The 13,567-nt window shown below is 62.7% G+C and carries 21 protein-coding genes and 1 pseudogene; 4 read left to right on the top strand and 18 right to left on the bottom strand.

The window, feature by feature from the left end:
* Window positions 1–8 precede the first annotated feature (8 nt).
* A complete protein-coding gene (gene lipA, locus JHD82_RS10295; RefSeq protein ID WP_199136350.1) occupies window positions 9–989 on the top strand; it encodes a lipoyl synthase in 981 nt (326 codons plus the stop codon).
* Between the two features lie 393 nt (window positions 990–1,382).
* Here lipA and ptsP read toward each other — a convergent pair whose 3' ends face one another.
* The 4 genes from ptsP to JHD82_RS10275 all read right to left on the bottom strand — a co-directional run bounded on the left by ptsP (window position 1,383) and on the right by JHD82_RS10275 (window position 4,718).
* A complete protein-coding gene (gene ptsP, locus JHD82_RS10290) occupies window positions 1,383–3,158 on the bottom strand; it encodes a phosphoenolpyruvate--protein phosphotransferase (RefSeq protein WP_199136347.1) in 1,776 nt (591 codons plus the stop codon).
* A 117-nt stretch (window positions 3,159–3,275) separates the two neighbouring features.
* Window positions 3,276–3,545, bottom strand: a complete 270-nt coding sequence (locus tag JHD82_RS10285; RefSeq protein ID WP_012202346.1) for an HPr family phosphocarrier protein — start codon at window positions 3,543–3,545, stop codon at window positions 3,276–3,278.
* Complete coding sequence (locus JHD82_RS10280) at window positions 3,514–3,975, bottom strand: PTS sugar transporter subunit IIA (RefSeq protein WP_170962107.1); 462 nt, start codon at window positions 3,973–3,975, stop codon at window positions 3,514–3,516. Before JHD82_RS10280 ends, JHD82_RS10285 begins: the two co-directional genes overlap by 32 nt.
* A 125-nt stretch (window positions 3,976–4,100) precedes the next feature.
* The gene (locus JHD82_RS10275) at window positions 4,101–4,718 is read right to left on the bottom strand and encodes a hypothetical protein (protein WP_012202344.1); all 618 of its coding nucleotides are present in this window, start codon (window positions 4,716–4,718) and stop codon (window positions 4,101–4,103) included.
* Between the two features lie 123 nt (window positions 4,719–4,841).
* On the opposite strand from JHD82_RS10275, the gene JHD82_RS10270 reads away from it, so the two are divergent.
* Window positions 4,842–5,345, top strand: coding sequence for a TlpA disulfide reductase family protein (locus JHD82_RS10270; RefSeq protein ID WP_097204508.1), 504 nt, complete (start codon window positions 4,842–4,844; stop codon window positions 5,343–5,345).
* A gap of 72 nt (window positions 5,346–5,417) precedes the next feature.
* Here JHD82_RS10270 and JHD82_RS10265 read toward each other — a convergent pair whose 3' ends face one another.
* Window positions 5,418–5,864, bottom strand: a complete 447-nt coding sequence (locus JHD82_RS10265; protein ID WP_199136345.1) for a cytochrome c — start codon at window positions 5,862–5,864, stop codon at window positions 5,418–5,420.
* 158 nt (window positions 5,865–6,022) lie between these two features.
* Between JHD82_RS10265 and JHD82_RS10260 the strand changes: the two genes are divergently transcribed.
* Window positions 6,023–6,721, top strand: coding sequence for a cytochrome b/b6 domain-containing protein (locus JHD82_RS10260; RefSeq protein ID WP_199136343.1), 699 nt, complete (start codon window positions 6,023–6,025; stop codon window positions 6,719–6,721).
* A gap of 65 nt (window positions 6,722–6,786) precedes the next feature.
* Window positions 6,787–7,278, top strand: coding sequence for a GNAT family N-acetyltransferase (locus JHD82_RS10255; protein WP_043780357.1), 492 nt, complete (start codon window positions 6,787–6,789; stop codon window positions 7,276–7,278).
* Window positions 7,279–7,392: 114 nt separating this feature from the next.
* Here the strand turns inward: JHD82_RS10255 and JHD82_RS10250 are convergent, their stop codons facing one another.
* From JHD82_RS10250 to JHD82_RS10190, 13 genes and pseudogenes are all read right to left on the bottom strand, one after another.
* Window positions 7,393–7,899, bottom strand: coding sequence for a peroxiredoxin (locus JHD82_RS10250; RefSeq protein ID WP_013800250.1), 507 nt, complete (start codon window positions 7,897–7,899; stop codon window positions 7,393–7,395).
* Window positions 7,900–8,017: 118 nt separating this feature from the next.
* Window positions 8,018–8,287 (bottom strand): 30S ribosomal protein S17, encoded by a 270-nt coding sequence (gene rpsQ / locus JHD82_RS10245; RefSeq protein ID WP_012202338.1) that lies wholly within the window; start codon window positions 8,285–8,287, stop codon window positions 8,018–8,020.
* Between the two features lie 13 nt (window positions 8,288–8,300).
* On the bottom strand, window positions 8,301–8,498 hold the full coding sequence (gene rpmC, locus JHD82_RS10240; protein ID WP_012202337.1) for a 50S ribosomal protein L29: 198 nt from the start codon (window positions 8,496–8,498) through the stop codon (window positions 8,301–8,303).
* A 10-nt stretch (window positions 8,499–8,508) separates the two neighbouring features.
* The gene (gene rplP, locus JHD82_RS10235; protein ID WP_012202336.1) at window positions 8,509–8,925 is read right to left on the bottom strand and encodes a 50S ribosomal protein L16; all 417 of its coding nucleotides are present in this window, start codon (window positions 8,923–8,925) and stop codon (window positions 8,509–8,511) included.
* 2 nt (window positions 8,926–8,927) lie between these two features.
* Window positions 8,928–9,800 (bottom strand): 30S ribosomal protein S3, encoded by an 873-nt coding sequence (gene rpsC / locus JHD82_RS10230; protein ID WP_012202335.1) that lies wholly within the window; start codon window positions 9,798–9,800, stop codon window positions 8,928–8,930.
* Window positions 9,801–9,816: 16 nt separating this feature from the next.
* On the bottom strand, window positions 9,817–10,149 hold the full coding sequence (rplV, locus tag JHD82_RS10225) for a 50S ribosomal protein L22 (protein ID WP_012202334.1): 333 nt from the start codon (window positions 10,147–10,149) through the stop codon (window positions 9,817–9,819).
* A 10-nt stretch (window positions 10,150–10,159) separates the two neighbouring features.
* Entirely contained in the window at window positions 10,160–10,435 is a 276-nt protein-coding gene (gene rpsS, locus JHD82_RS10220) for a 30S ribosomal protein S19 (protein WP_012202333.1), read from the bottom strand.
* Between the two features lie 10 nt (window positions 10,436–10,445).
* A complete protein-coding gene (gene rplB, locus JHD82_RS10215; protein WP_012202332.1) occupies window positions 10,446–11,270 on the bottom strand; it encodes a 50S ribosomal protein L2 in 825 nt (274 codons plus the stop codon).
* Window positions 11,271–11,272: 2 nt separating this feature from the next.
* Window positions 11,273–11,587, bottom strand: a complete 315-nt coding sequence (gene rplW, locus JHD82_RS10210) for a 50S ribosomal protein L23 (RefSeq protein WP_012202331.1) — start codon at window positions 11,585–11,587, stop codon at window positions 11,273–11,275.
* Entirely contained in the window at window positions 11,584–12,204 is a 621-nt protein-coding gene (gene rplD / locus JHD82_RS10205; protein WP_012202330.1) for a 50S ribosomal protein L4, read from the bottom strand. The genes rplW and rplD overlap by 4 nt, the downstream gene beginning before the upstream one ends.
* Window positions 12,204–12,878, bottom strand: coding sequence for a 50S ribosomal protein L3 (gene rplC, locus JHD82_RS10200; protein ID WP_012202329.1), 675 nt, complete (start codon window positions 12,876–12,878; stop codon window positions 12,204–12,206). Before rplC ends, rplD begins: the two co-directional genes overlap by 1 nt.
* A gap of 210 nt (window positions 12,879–13,088) precedes the next feature.
* Window positions 13,089–13,400, bottom strand: a complete 312-nt coding sequence (gene rpsJ / locus JHD82_RS10195; protein ID WP_003059431.1) for a 30S ribosomal protein S10 — start codon at window positions 13,398–13,400, stop codon at window positions 13,089–13,091.
* 24 nt (window positions 13,401–13,424) lie between these two features.
* A pseudogene (locus JHD82_RS10190) lies at window positions 13,425–13,567 on the bottom strand (elongation factor Tu); the annotation flags it as partial.

Genomic DNA, 13,567 nt, shown 5'->3' with positions numbered 1-13,567 from the left:
CCAGAACCATGACCACCAACACCGTCGTGCGCGAAGCGCAGTCCCAAGCCGAGTACAACCCGCTGGCCAAGCAGAAGGCGGCAGCGAAGCTTTCGCGCATCCCGATCAAGGTCGAGCATGGCGAGGCCCTCAAGAAGCCCGATTGGATCCGCGTCAAGGCGGGCAGCCCCACCACGCGCTTCTACGAGATCAAGGACATCCTGCGCGCCAACAAGCTGCACACGGTCTGCGAGGAAGCCTCCTGCCCCAACATCGGCGAATGTTTCGGCAAGGGCACGGCCACCTTCATGATCATGGGCGACAAGTGCACGCGCCGCTGCCCGTTCTGCGACGTGGGCCACGGCCGCCCCGACCCGCTGGACACCAACGAGCCGCTCAATCTTGCCAAGACGATTGCCGAGCTGCGCCTGAAGTACGTGGTGATCACCAGCGTGGACCGCGACGACCTGCGCGATGGCGGCTCGGGCCATTTCGTGGAGTGCATCAAGAACATCCGCGAGCTCTCGCCGCTGACCCAGATCGAGATCCTGGTGCCCGACTTCCGTGGCCGCGACGACCGTGCGCTGGAAATCCTCAAGGCCGCACCTCCCGATGTGATGAACCACAACCTGGAGACCGCACCGCGCCTGTACAAGGAAGCGCGTCCCGGCTCGGACTACCAGTTCTCGCTGAACCTGCTCAAGAAGTTCAAGGCCTTGCACCCCAAGGTTCCGACCAAGAGCGGCATCATGGTGGGCCTGGGCGAGACCGACGAGGAAATCCTGCAGGTGATGCGCGACATGCGCGCACATGACATCGACATGCTGACCATCGGCCAGTACCTGGCGCCCAGCAACAGCCACCTGCCGGTGCGCCGATATGTGCACCCCGACACCTTCAAGATGTTCGAGGAAGAAGCCTACAAGATGGGCTTCACGCACGCTGCGGTGGGCGCCATGGTGCGCTCCAGCTACCACGCGGATCAGCAGGCACACTCCGCAGGCGTCTGAGTTCGCCGCACCCAGGCGGCTCTCAATGCCCAGCCCTCGCCAGCCCTGCTGCCGAGGGCTTTTTCATGGCCGCATGAACACACCTCAAGACGCGCGGGCAACAAAAAAGCAGAGCCGCTGACGCATGCTCTGCTTGAATTGGAGGCGATGTTGCCTCTTCTGACATCGTAGAAAAAAAGCCTGGCTAACCGGCAGACCGCTGGCTGGCAAACCGACTTGCTGCAGGCTGAACAGGCCTGGCGAGTCGCCCCACGATGAAACTGAAAAAGGCTTGCAGCTCGAATTCCCCACCAGAGAGTTTCTTGCTGCATTGGGGATGATCATAGCATCGAATGAGAATCAATCGCAACTGAAGTCGCAAATCTTTTTCTACGCCTCCCCGCCTGGATGAATTCATGGTCCCAGCAGCGCTGCGGGACTGTCCGAGCGCAGGACTTCCTGCGCCCAGGCAGTCAGCTTGCGTGTGTCGGCGCGCAAGATTTCCTGCTTGACGACCAGGATCTGCGCCGGATGCATGGAAAAGCTGCGCAAACCCAGGCCTAGCAGCAGGCGCGTCATGCCCACATCCCCTGCAGTCTCCCCGCAGACACAGACGCTCTTGCCCTGCGCCCTTCCTTCGGCGATCACGTCCGCCACCAGCTTGAGCACGGCGGGATGCAAGGGGTCATAGAGATGGGCCACGGTCTCGTCGGCGCGGTCGATGGCCAGCGTGTACTGGATGAGGTCGTTGGTGCCGATCGACAGGAAGTCGAAGTAACGCAAAAAGGTGCGCACGATCAGCGCGGCCGCAGGCACTTCGATCATGGCGCCCAGCTTGACCGGGCCATGGGCCACGCCTCGCGCGTCGAGTTCGCTTTGCGCCAGCCGCACCTGGGCCAGGGTCTGCTCGATCTCGCTTTGGTGGGCCAGCATGGGAAACAGCAGATGGATCTGCCCATGCGCCGCCGCACGCAGGATGGCGCGCAACTGAGTGCGGAACATGGCCGGGTCAGCCAGGCTCCAGCGGATGGCGCGCAGACCCAGCGCGGGGTTCAGGTAGTAATCCTTGGGCTGTGCCTTGTCCAGCGGCTTGTCGGCGCCCACGTCCAGCGTGCGAATGGTCACGGGCATGCCCTGCATACCGTCCACCGCTTCGCGGTAGGCGCGGTACTGCTCTTCCTCACCGGGCAGGTTGCCGCCACGCCCCATGAACAGGAATTCCGTGCGGAACAGCCCCACGCCCACGGCGCCTGCATGCACGGCCGCAGGCCCGTCGCCGGGCTGCTCGATATTGGCCAGCAACTCGATGCGCTCTCCGTCCAGCGTCAGCGCGGGCGTGTGGCGCAGGCGTGAGAGGCGCTCGCGCTCCAGCTCGTTCTGGCGCTGGCGAAAGCCATACTCGGCCAGGATGATGGGAGAAGGATCGACGATGACGACGCCTGCGTTGCCATCGATGATGATCCAGTCGTCCTGGCGGATCAGCTGGCTGGCCGCGCGCGCGCCGACCACGGCCGGGATGTCCATGCTGCGCGCCACGATGGCCGTGTGCGAGGTCCGCCCGCCCACAGCCGTGATGAAGCCGGCAAACAGCCGGCTCTTGAACTGCAGCATGTCCACCGGCGACAGGTCCTGCGCCACCAGGACCAGGGGCACATCGGTGACTTCGTCGAGCAGCAGCGGCTGCTGCGGCGCGCCCTCCCCCGTTGCATCGGCTCGCGGCAGCGTGGCAGGCGCGGGCACGGGGCTGGCCATGCCCTTCATGTAGCGCAGGATGCGCTCGACCACCTGCTCCAGGTCGGCCTTGCGCTCGCGCAGATACTCGTCCTCCATCTCGTCGAACTGGCGCGAGACGACCTCGAGCTGCGTGGTCAGCGCCCATTCGGCGTTGTAGAGACGATCGGAAATCCAGTGCTTGATGGCGGCGGCCAGGGCCTCGTCCTGCAACAGCAGCAGGTGGACGTCGAGCAGGGCATCGAGCTCGCCCGGCGCGTCCTGGGGCATTTCATCCTGCAGGCGGCGCAGCTCGTCGATGACGGCGTTGCGTGCACTGCGGGCGCGGTCGATTTCCGCGTCCACCTGGTCGGGCCGGATGAAGTAGTGCACCACCTCCATGCGGCTGGAGGCCACCACCACCGCGCGTCCTATCGCAATGCCCCGTGAAACGGCCAGTCCGTGGATTGCAAACGTCATTGCGCCTGTCCTTTGCCTGCTGCTGCGCAGGCCCCGGGCCGTCGCAATGCGGCAGCGTCCGGGCCCGGCGCGTGTTGCTCTTTTGCGCTCACCGTCTGCCAGCGCAGCGGAGACCCATCACTGGCCTTCGCCAAATTTGTCGTTGATCAGGGCCGTCAGCGCATCCATGGCTTCCTGCTCCTGCGGTCCTTCGGTTTCCAGCAGCACCTCGGAGCCCATGCCGGCAGCCAGCATCATCACGCCCATGATGCTCTTGGCGTTGATGCGCCGCTCGCCCTTGCTCATCCAGACTTCGCAGGGAAAGCTGCCTGCAAGCTTGGTGAGCTTGGCGGAGGCGCGGGCATGCAGGCCCAGTTTATTGCTGATGGTTATAGGGGTCTTGATCATTGGATGGTCGCGGACTCTGGTTCTGAGGCGTGTTCACGCCCACCTGCATCACCCCATGGCTGCCTCCCGCCAAGGCACGCTCGGCCACGGCTTCCAGCGCCTCGTGGCGATAACCTATGGAGCGCAGCAGCATGGGCAAGTTCACTCCGGCCACCAGCCGCCCGGCAGGCAGCTGCGCCACCAGGCGCTGCGCCACGTTGCAGGGCGTCGCGCCAAAGAGGTCGGTCAGCACCAGCGTGGGCAGTGCCACCAGGCCGCCATGGTCCTCGAGCAACTGCTCGGCACGCATCAGGGTGGCCTCGGGCGGCTCCTGAGCGGGCACATCCAGGGCAAGGACGTCCTCGGCACTGTCGGCGAACACGTGCAAGGCGCATTCGCGCAGTGCATGGGCCAAAGGTGCGTGGGTGAACAAAAGGATGCGCGTGGTCATGAAGTCACAGGGTTCGGAGTCGATTATGGCGTGCGCAGGCGCATGCAGGGCAACCGGCGCGCCTGCACTGCGTTCCATGCCACAGCTGCCTCCCGCATCCGTGGCTCCGAAACCTGTTGCCGTTGCTATTGCAGTTGCAGGCTGGCGAAGAAGTTGTTGGCCTCGTCTGTGCGCGGCTTGTCGCTGTAGATCACGGCATGGTAGAGGCGCGCGCCTGCCGGCTCCATTCGTGCAAACCACACGCCATGGGCGGTGAGCTTCCAGCCCTGGGGTCCCACGCCTTCAAACGTGGTGCGCAGCGACTGCGGCAGATTCAGTGCGCCTGCAGGCAGGAAAGGGCCATCTTCCTTGGAGCGCAGTTGCTTGGCGCCTGCCGGTGCCTGCCCCGGAGCACCCGGGTTCATCTGGCCGAGCACGGCTGCCTGCCAGTACGACAGCATCTCGGCGGCTCTGGACGGCTCGCTGACCAGGAAGTGGGACACCGCGTAGGTCGACGCATCGGCATCGCATCCCATCATGGACATCTGCACCGTGCCCATGCCCTGGCCCAGTTCCACCGGCCGTGTTGCGGATTGCGGATCGCAGGGCAAGAGCACGCGCAGCGGCGTGCCTTCGACCGCGACCTGCCGCCAATCCAGCCTGGGACTGCAGGCGGCCAGGGGCGCCAACACCAGCAGCGCGGCGCCGAGCCGCAGGGCCAGAGCGCGGCCCTTTGCTTTCGAAAAGCTTTCCATCAATGTCATGCCGGCATTATCGGCATGGCCCGACCTGTCCGAGCCCCGAACTTTTGCCCTTGCCGCGCATCGAAAGGCGGTGCACGGCATGCGTGCAGGCCTTCGGGCGCAACTTTGGGCACAATCGTCGCTATGGCAAGCAAACATTGGATCGCAGGCGTGGTGATCGCCGCAGCCGCCGGCATGGGCGCATGGGTGTATTCAGGTGCCGGCCAGACGGCCGCGCCGCAGTCCACCTTCGTGCTGCTGGACGGCAGCAAGCAGACCACGGCCGACCTCAAGGGCAAGGTGACCTTGGTGAACTTCTGGGCCACCAGCTGCACCACCTGCGTGGCCGAGATGCCCGAGATTGTTGCCACTCACCAGAAATTCCAGAGCCAGGGCTTCGAGACCCTGGCCGTGGCCATGAGCTACGACCCGCCCAGCTATGTGGTGAACTTCGCCGATTCGCGCAAGCTGCCCTTCAAGGTCGCGCTGGACAATACCGGCGCCGTGGCCCGGGCTTGGGGCGATGTGCAGCTGACTCCCACCACCTACATCGTCAACAAGCGCGGCGAAATCGTGAAGCGCTATGTGGGCGCACCTGACTTCGCTGAGTTGCATCGGCTGATCGAGAAGCTGCTGGCCGAGGCCTGATACAGCGCAGACCAGGGCACAAAAAAACCGGCACCAGGCCGGTTTTTCATTGGTGCATCCTCCGCCCGCCGCTCAACGGCTGCGGAAGCTGTCGTGGCAGGCCTTGCAGCTAGCGGCGGCCGGGCCGAAGGCGGCCTTGAGCTGGTCCAGGTTGCCGGACTTGGCCGCAGCCGCGAGCTTGACCGTCTCGGCCTGCATCTTCTCCGACAGGTCCTGGAACTTGGCCTGCTCCTTCCAGATTTCAGGCTGGGCCTTTCCACCTTCCGTGCCCGCGCCAAACCCGGCCCAGGGCAGCTTGGCCATGAACGCCACCACCTCGGCGTTTTCCTGGGCCGCCTTGGCATCGAAGGGGATCTTTCCGTTCGCCATGGCGCCCAGGCGCCCGAAGTGCTGGCCCAGCACGGCGAGCGCGCCCTGGCGGTACTTGATGGCGTCTTCGGACTTGGCGAACTGTGCGGACGCGGGCAGCGCCGTGGTGGCCACCAGGGCGGCCAGCGCCCATGCAGAAACTTTCTTCATCGTGGTTTTCCTTTGGGAGTGTGGGGAAATCTGCCGGGTCAGTATGGCAGCGGCGTCTTGCCGGCGCCGCTTTGATTGACCACGGCCAGGGTGCATTCCTGGTGCTCGCAGGAATGCGGGGCGGCACAATGCCCCATCCCCATCCCAGCTTTCATGCCATGGCACAAGAATCGACCGCACAAGGCGCCGCCAAGCACAAGGTCCGCATCTGGGACCTGCCCACCCGGCTGTTTCACTGGCTGCTGGCCGCAACGGTGGTCGGCCTGGTCGTGACGGCCAAGCTGGGCGGCAATGCCATGAACTGGCATCTGCTGCTGGGCCATGCCATGCTGGCCCTGCTGCTGTTTCGCCTGCTTTGGGGCCTGGTGGGCGGCCGCTGGTCGCGCTTTGCCAGCTTCATCCACGCGCCCGCCACCGTGCTGCGCCATGTGCGGGGACAAGGAACGGAGAGCGACAGCGCAGGCCACAGCCCGCTGGGCGCCCTGTCCGTGTTTGCCATGCTGGCCGTGCTGATCGCCCAGGTGGGCAGCGGGTTGCTCAGCGACGACGAGATTGCGTTCTCCGGGCCGCTGAGCCGCTTCGTATCGGGTGACACCGTGGCACAGGCCACCGCCTACCACGCGCACTGGGGGCAGTATCTGCTGTACGCGCTGGTGGCCCTGCACCTGTTGGCCATCCTGTTCTATGCCTGGCGCGGACGGGGTCTGGTGCGCGCCATGGTGACGGGAGACAAGCACTTGCCCGAACCCCTGCCCTCTTCACGCGACACGGCAGCCAGCCGCCTGTTGGCCTCGGTCCTGGCGTTGGTGGCGGGGGCCGCCGCATGGTGGGTGCAGCAGCTGGGGGGTGCTTTCTGACGGCGTGGCCAGATGTTGCCAGCTTGCCGCTACACTGCGTTTTCCGTCGTTTTAGCCAAGTGCCCGTGGACAAGCCTGCTGTCGCCTTGCTGGCGCCGAATCCCCTGGAAGACATGGACGAAGTCCGCCAGATCTTCCAGGAGTACGCCGCAAGCCTGGATGTCGATCTGCAATTTCAAGATTTCGAGGCCGAGATCGCCGATCTGCCTGGCGACTACGCATCGCCGCGCGGCCACATCCTGCTGGCCAAGGTAGATGGCGCCGTGGCCGGCTGCTGCGCCTTGCGCCCGCTGGACAACTGCGATTACGCCAACGCCGCCGAGATGAAGCGCCTGTTCGTGCGCAAGGCCTTTCGCGGTTTCGGCCTGGGCCGCCAGCTCGCCGAGGCCATGCTCGATGTGGCGCGCCAGGCCGGCTATGACCATGTGCTGCTGGACACGCTGGACGACATGGAGTCGGCGCGCGCCCTCTACACGGACCTGGGCTTCCAGGAAATCCCGCCCTACTATCACAACCCCATAGCGGGGGCGCATTACCTCAAGGCCGATATCTTCTAGGGCCCGGCGGAGGCAGCCCCCTGAAATACAAAAAGGCATTGCACCTGGGTGCAATGCCTTTTTTCGCAAAAGCGCGGTGCCCAGGCCCGGCAGGCCTGCAGCACACGATCAGGATCAGGCCTTGGCCTGGCCCAGCAGGGTGGCAGCGTCGCTGACTTCGAACTTGCCAGGGCCTTCCACGTTCAGCGTGGCGACCTTGCCGTCCTTGACCAGCATGGAGTAGCGGTTGCTGCGCAGGCCAAGGCCCTTGCCGTTCAGGTCCAGCGTCAGGCCGGTGGCCTTGGCGAAGGCGGCATCGCCGTCGGCCAGCATGCGCACCTTGCCGTCGGTCTTCTGGTCACGGGCCCACGCACCCATCACGAAGGCGTCGTTGACCGACAGGCACCAGATCTCGTCCACGCCGGCAGCCTTGAAGGCTTCCGCCTGCTCCACGAAGCCGGGCACATGCTTGGCCGAGCAGGTGGGAGTGAATGCGCCGGGCACGGCGAAGACCGCGATGGTCTTGCCGGCAGCGGCTTCGGGCAGCTTCACGGGGTTGGGGCCGATGCTGCAGCCATTGCCTTCGACTTCCACGTATTCCATCAGGGTGGCAGCGGGCAGGGCATCTCCGACTTTGATCATCTCTATCTCCTTTGTGGTGCAAAACCGGGGGCCGCCGAAATGGTGGTCCCCAAACGAAAAAACGACCCACATTGTGGGTCGTTTCCTGTGGCCTTGCAGCCGGTGGGCCTGTGTAGGCTTACACCAGAGCAGCCTTTTGCACCAAGCGGGTAGCAACCCAGTTCTTGGTCTTGGACAGCGGGCGGCTTTCCGTGATTTCAACCACGTCGCCCAGCTTGTATTCACCTTGCTCGTCGTGAGCGTGGTACTTGCTGGACTTAATCATGATCTTGTCATAGATCGGGTGCTTGACGCGGCGTTCAACCATGACCGTCACGGTCTTGGCACGCTTGTCGCTGACCACCTTGCCAATCAAGGTGCGCTTGAGGGATTTTTTAGCTTCCGTCATGTCGGCTTCCTGATTACTTGGCAGCTTGCTTTTCAGCAAGGATGGTCTTGGCGCGGGCGATGTCACGGCGCGTGGTACGCAGCGTGTTCGTGTTACCCAGCTGTTGCGTAGCCTTTTGCATACGCAGGCCAAAGTGAGCCTTTTGCAGGGACTTCACTTCGGCTTCCAGGCCGGCAACGTCTTTTTGGCGGAGTTCAGCAGCTTTCGTCATGTTGTTCTCCTTAGGCACCAATTTGACGGGACACGAAGGTCGTACGCAGCGGCAGCTTTGCAGCGGCCAGGCGGAACGCTTCACGAGCCAGCTCTTCAGGGACGCCCACGATTTCGTAGAGCACCTTGCCGGGCTGGATTTCGGCCACGTAGTACTCGGGGTTGCCCTTACCGTTACCCATACGCACTTCTGCGGGCTTGGTAGAGATTGGCTTGTCCGGGAACACGCGGATCCAGATACGACCGCCACGCTTGACGTGACGCGAGATCGCGCGGCGAGCCGCTTCGATCTGACGCGCCGTCAGGCGACCACGGTCAGTGGACTTCAGGCCGAAGTCACCGAAAGCAACGGAGTTACCACGCGTTGCGATACCGGTGTTGCGACCCTTTTGCTCCTTGCGGTATTTGCGGCGAGCAGGTTGCAGCATCTTTATTCTCCTTTACCGTCCGCTGCTGTAGCGGGCGCGTCAGTCTTGCGAACGCGCTTAACGGAATCAGCGCCAGCGCCGGCGGGCTTATCGCTGCCGTCAGCAGGTGCTGCGTTAGCGCCTGCGGGGCGGCGGGCACCACGGCCAGCACCGTCACGACGACCATCGCCGCGACCATCACGGCGGGGGCCGCGAGGACGACGTTCTTCTTCGGGGCGGGGGGTCTCGGCTGCCGGCAGGTCGTTACGACCCAGCGTGTCACCCTTGTAGACCCAGACCTTCACACCGATCACACCGTAGGTCGTCTTGGCTTCGGAGAAGCCATAGTCGATGTCGGCGCGCAGTGTGTGAAGTGGCACACGGCCTTCGCGATACCACTCGCAACGTGCAATTTCGATACCGTTCAGACGGCCCGAAGACATGATCTTGATGCCTTGGGCACCCAGACGCATGGCGTTTTGCATTGCACGCTTCATGGCGCGGCGGAACATGATGCGCTTTTCGAGCTGCTGGCAGATCGAATCGGCGATCAGCTTGGCATCGATTTCAGGCTTGCGCACTTCTTCGATGTTCACAGCCACGGGCACGCCCAGACGGGTTGCGAGTTCCTTCTTCAGGTTCTCGATGTCCTCGCCCTTCTTGCCGATCACGACACCAGGACGTGCCGAGAAGATCGTGATGCGGGCGTTCTTTGCAGGACGCTCGATCAGGATGCGCGACACGGCGGCATTCTTCAGCTTGGCCTTCAGGAACTCGCGCACCTTGATGTCTTCGGCCAGCATGCCGGCGAAGTCACGGTTGCTTGCGTACCAACGGCTGGCCCAGTTGCGGCTAACAGCCAGGCGGAAGCCGGTAGGATGGATTTTCTGTCCCATATTCTTCCCAGGCCTTTCAGTTGCCAACCGTCACGTACACGTGGCACGTGGGCTTGCTGATGCGATTGCCGCGGCCCTTTGCACGCGCGGTGAAGCGCTTGAGCGTGGTGCCTTGTTCGACGAAGATGGTCTTGACCTTCAGTTCGTCGATGTCGGCGCCGTCGTTGTGCTCGGCGTTGGCGATGGCGGACTCGAGCACCTTCTTGATGATCACGGCAGCTTTTTTCTGCGTGAACGTCAGGATGTTCAGGGCTTGGTCCACTTTCTTGCCGCGGATCAGGTCCGCGACCAGGCGACCCTTGTCCACAGACAGGCGGACGCCACGGAGAACAGCACGTGTTTCAGACATGTTCTATTCCTTACTTCTTGGCTTTTTTGTCCGCCGGGTGACCCTTGAAGGTACGGGTCAGCGCGAATTCGCCGAGCTTGTGGCCGACCATCTGGTCAGTCACATACACGGGCACGTGCTGCTTGCCGTTGTGCACGGCGATGGTCAGACCGATGAACTCGGGCAGAACCATGGAGCGACGCGACCAGGTCTTGACGGGCTTCTTGTCCTTGGTGGCGACGGCCTTTTCGGCCTTTGCCAGCAAGTGATGGTCAACAAACGGACCCTTTTTAAGAGAACGAGTCATTTGCTACCCTTTACTTCTTGCGACGCGACACAATCATCGACTGCGTGCGCTTGTTGTTACGGGTACGGTAGCCCTTCGTCAGGTTGCCCCATGGGTCAACAGCGTGACGACCTTCACCGGTCTTGCCTTCACCACCACCGTGCGGGTGATCGACAGGGTTCATCACCACGCCGCGAACGGTCGGGCGAATACCCATCCAACGCTTCACACCGGCCTTGCCCAGACGGCGCAGGCTGTGTTCTTCGTTGGCGACTTCACCGATGGTCGCGCGGCATTCGATGTGCACCTTGCGCACTTCGCCGGAACGCATACGCACTTGGGCGTAGATGCCTTCACGGGCCAGCAGCGTAGCCGACGTACCTGCCGAACGGGCGATCTGCGCGCCAGCGCCGATCTTCAGTTCGATGCAGTGGATGGTCGAACCCACGGGGATGTTGCGGATCGGCAGGGTGTTGCCCACGCGGATCGGGGCTTCCGAACCGCTGACGATCGTTGCGCCGACTTCCAGGTTGCGCGGAGCAATGATGTAGCGACGCTCGCCGTCGGCATAGCACACCAGAGCGATGTGGGCCGTACGGTTGGGGTCGTACTCAATGCGCTCGACCTTGGCGGGGATGCCGTCCTTGGTGCGCTTGAAGTCCACCACGCGATAGTGGTGCTTGTGGCCACCGCCCTTGTGACGGGTGGTGATGTGACCGTTGTTGTTACGGCCCGACTTCTGGTGCTGAGGCTCCAGCAGGGGGGCGAAACCTGCACCCTTGTGCAGATGGTCACGCGTGACCTTGACCGTGCCGCGTTGGCCGGGGGTCGTCGGTTTGAGCTTGATAACAGCCATGATTACGCAGCCTCCCCGGACAGGTTCAGCTCTTGACCGGGCTTGAGCATCACGTAGGCCTTGCGAACGTGGTCGCGGCGGCCAGTGGTCTTGCCAAAGCGCTTGGTCTTGCCCTTGATGTTCACCACGGAGACACCAGCAACTTCCACCTTGAACATCAGTTCCACGGCGGCCTTGATTTCATGCTTGGTGGCGCTCTGCAGCACCTTGAACGTCACGGCGTTGGACTTCTCGGCAACCATGGTGGCCTTTTCGGACACGATGGGAGCAACCAACACCTGCATCAGACGACCTTCGTCAAACTTGAGCGTGCTCATTCGAACATCTCCTTGAGTTTGTCGATCGCACCCTTGGTGACGAGCACTTTCTTGTAGTGCACCAGCGACACGGGGTCGGCGTAGCGCGGCTCGACCACGAACACGTTCTTCAGATTGCGGGAAGCCAGGTACAGGTTCTCGTCGACTTCTTCAGCGATCACCATGACCGATTCCAGGTTCATGGCCTTGAACTTGTCGGCCAGCACCTTGGTCTTGGGGCTTTCGAGCTTCAGCGAGTCCACCACGGCCAGACGGCCTTCGCGGGCCAGCTGCGACAGGATGGCAACCATACCGGCGCGGTACATCTTCTTGTTGATCTTCTGCGTGAAGTTTTCTTCAGGCAGATTCGGGAAGATGCGGCCGCCGCCACGCCACAGAGGCGAGGAAGACATACCGGCACGAGCACGGCCGGTGCCCTTTTGCTTGAACGGCTTGGCAGTCGTGTGACGAACCTGCTCGCGGTCCTTCTGAGCGCGAGTGCCCTGACGTGCGTTGGCACGGTAGGCGATCACGATCTGGTGGACGAGGTCTTCGTTGAATTCACGACCGAAAACAGTCTCGGGCGCATCGAACTTGGATGCGGCTTGGCCTTGTTCATTCAGGAGTTCGAGCTGCATTAGTTCGCTCCCTTGGAAGCTTTGGCCTTGATGGCGGGGCGCACCGTCACGAAGCCACCCTTGGAGCCCGGAACAGCGCCCTTGATCAAGAGCAGTTGGCGTGCTTCGTCAATGCGAACCACGTCGAGATTTTGGGTGGTGATGGTTTCATCGCCCATGTGACCGGTCATCTTCTTGCCCGGGAACACGCGACCTGGATCCTGGGCCATCGAGATGGAACCGGGAACATTGTGCGAACGGCTGTTGCCGTGCGAGGCGCGCTGCGAGCGGAAGTTGTGACGCTTGATGGTGCCGGCGAAGCCCTTACCGATGGAAGTGCCTTGCACGTCCACCTTCTGGCCCACCGAGAACAGCTCGGCGACGGGCAGGACGGAGCCTGCGGCGTACTTGCCAGCGGTTTCTTCGGTCACGCGGAATTCACCCATCACTTCACCGGCTTCGACACCTGCCTTGGCAAGGTGGCCGGCTTCTGGCTTGGTCACGCGAGATGCCTTGCGCGAACCGAAAGTGACCTGCAGGGCCACGTAGCCATCGTTCTCTTGGGTTTTGACCTGAGTCACACGGTTGTTGGACACATCCACCACCGTGACGGGCACTGCGTCCCCGTCATCGGTGAACAGACGCATCATGCCCACCTTGCGACCCAGCAACCCGAGGGAGTTGCTCAGACTCATTTGTTTGCTCCAAAACTTTCGCCGCTGAAACTGCAATTGGCCCAGCGTTGCGCTCCCGCCCCAGATGTCCAAGGCCTTGCGCACGAAAGAAGGTTGATAAAACTTCGCTCAAGAAAGGCGAAGCCCCAAATTTTAACGCGAACTGCCTTTTCAAGCAAGTTCGCGTTAAATCAAAGCCCTTCAACGGCCCCGCAAGGGGCCGTGAAGTTCTTATTGCAGCTTGATCTCGACGTCCACGCCTGCGGGCAGGTCCAGCTTCATCAGAGCGTCAACCGTCTTGTCAGTCGGGTCAACGATGTCCATCAGGCGCTGGTGCGTGCGGATTTCGAACTGGTCGCGGCTGGTCTTGTTGACGTGCGGCGAGCGCAGGATGTCGAAACGCTTCATGCGTGTCGGCAGGGGCACGGGACCCTTGACGATCGCGCCGGTGCGCTTGGCAGTGTCAACGATTTCAGCAGCCGACTGGTCGATCAGCTTGTAGTCAAACGCCTTCAGGCGGATGCGGATTTTTTGCTTGGACATTGTGTATTCCTAGTTTTCCAAGAATTACGCAATGATCTTTGCAACCACGCCAGCGCCCACGGTACGGCCACCTTCGCGGATGGCGAAGCGCAGACCTTCTTCCATGGCGATGGGGGCGATCAGCTTGACGGTGATCGACACGTTGTCGCCAGGCATCACCATTTCCT

The sequence above is a fragment of the Delftia sp. ASV31 genome (assembly GCF_016428765.1).
Classification (GTDB): domain Bacteria; phylum Pseudomonadota; class Gammaproteobacteria; order Burkholderiales; family Burkholderiaceae_C; genus Comamonas; species Comamonas acidovorans.
The sequence above is the reverse complement of the archived record's forward strand: the minus strand, read 5'-3'. Positions and strand labels throughout refer to the sequence as shown.

Excerpts from the sequence above, each read along its gene's own strand:
- rpmC (WP_012202337.1), bottom strand. The coding sequence starts at position 8,498 with ATGACGAAAGCTGCTGAACTCCGCCAAAAAGACGTTGCCGGCCTGGAA.
- rplP (WP_012202336.1), bottom strand. The coding sequence starts at position 8,925 with ATGCTGCAACCTGCTCGCCGCAAATACCGCAAGGAGCAAAAGGGTCGC.
- ptsP (WP_199136347.1), bottom strand. The coding sequence starts at position 3,158 with ATGACGTTTGCAATCCACGGACTGGCCGTTTCACGGGGCATTGCGATA.
- lipA (WP_199136350.1), top strand. The coding sequence starts at position 9 with ATGACCACCAACACCGTCGTGCGCGAAGCGCAGTCCCAAGCCGAGTAC.
- rpsJ (WP_003059431.1), bottom strand. The coding sequence starts at position 13,400 with ATGTCCAAGCAAAAAATCCGCATCCGCCTGAAGGCGTTTGACTACAAG.
- rpsC (WP_012202335.1), bottom strand. The coding sequence starts at position 9,800 with ATGGGACAGAAAATCCATCCTACCGGCTTCCGCCTGGCTGTTAGCCGC.
- rplW (WP_012202331.1), bottom strand. The coding sequence starts at position 11,587 with ATGAGCACGCTCAAGTTTGACGAAGGTCGTCTGATGCAGGTGTTGGTT.
- JHD82_RS10285 (WP_012202346.1), bottom strand. The coding sequence starts at position 3,545 with ATGATCAAGACCCCTATAACCATCAGCAATAAACTGGGCCTGCATGCC.
- rplV (WP_012202334.1), bottom strand. The coding sequence starts at position 10,149 with ATGTCTGAAACACGTGCTGTTCTCCGTGGCGTCCGCCTGTCTGTGGAC.
- JHD82_RS10265 (WP_199136345.1), bottom strand. The coding sequence starts at position 5,864 with ATGAAGAAAGTTTCTGCATGGGCGCTGGCCGCCCTGGTGGCCACCACG.
- rpsS (WP_012202333.1), bottom strand. The coding sequence starts at position 10,435 with ATGACTCGTTCTCTTAAAAAGGGTCCGTTTGTTGACCATCACTTGCTG.
- JHD82_RS10250 (WP_013800250.1), bottom strand. The coding sequence starts at position 7,899 with ATGATCAAAGTCGGAGATGCCCTGCCCGCTGCCACCCTGATGGAATAC.
- rplC (WP_012202329.1), bottom strand. The coding sequence starts at position 12,878 with ATGAGTCTGAGCAACTCCCTCGGGTTGCTGGGTCGCAAGGTGGGCATG.
- rplD (WP_012202330.1), bottom strand. The coding sequence starts at position 12,204 with ATGCAGCTCGAACTCCTGAATGAACAAGGCCAAGCCGCATCCAAGTTC.
- JHD82_RS10275 (WP_012202344.1), bottom strand. The coding sequence starts at position 4,718 with ATGACATTGATGGAAAGCTTTTCGAAAGCAAAGGGCCGCGCTCTGGCC.
- rplB (WP_012202332.1), bottom strand. The coding sequence starts at position 11,270 with ATGGCTGTTATCAAGCTCAAACCGACGACCCCCGGCCAACGCGGCACG.
- JHD82_RS10280 (WP_170962107.1), bottom strand. The coding sequence starts at position 3,975 with ATGACCACGCGCATCCTTTTGTTCACCCACGCACCTTTGGCCCATGCA.
- rpsQ (WP_012202338.1), bottom strand. The coding sequence starts at position 8,287 with ATGACGGAAGCTAAAAAATCCCTCAAGCGCACCTTGATTGGCAAGGTG.
- JHD82_RS10270 (WP_097204508.1), top strand. The coding sequence starts at position 4,842 with ATGGCAAGCAAACATTGGATCGCAGGCGTGGTGATCGCCGCAGCCGCC.
- JHD82_RS10260 (WP_199136343.1), top strand. The coding sequence starts at position 6,023 with ATGGCACAAGAATCGACCGCACAAGGCGCCGCCAAGCACAAGGTCCGC.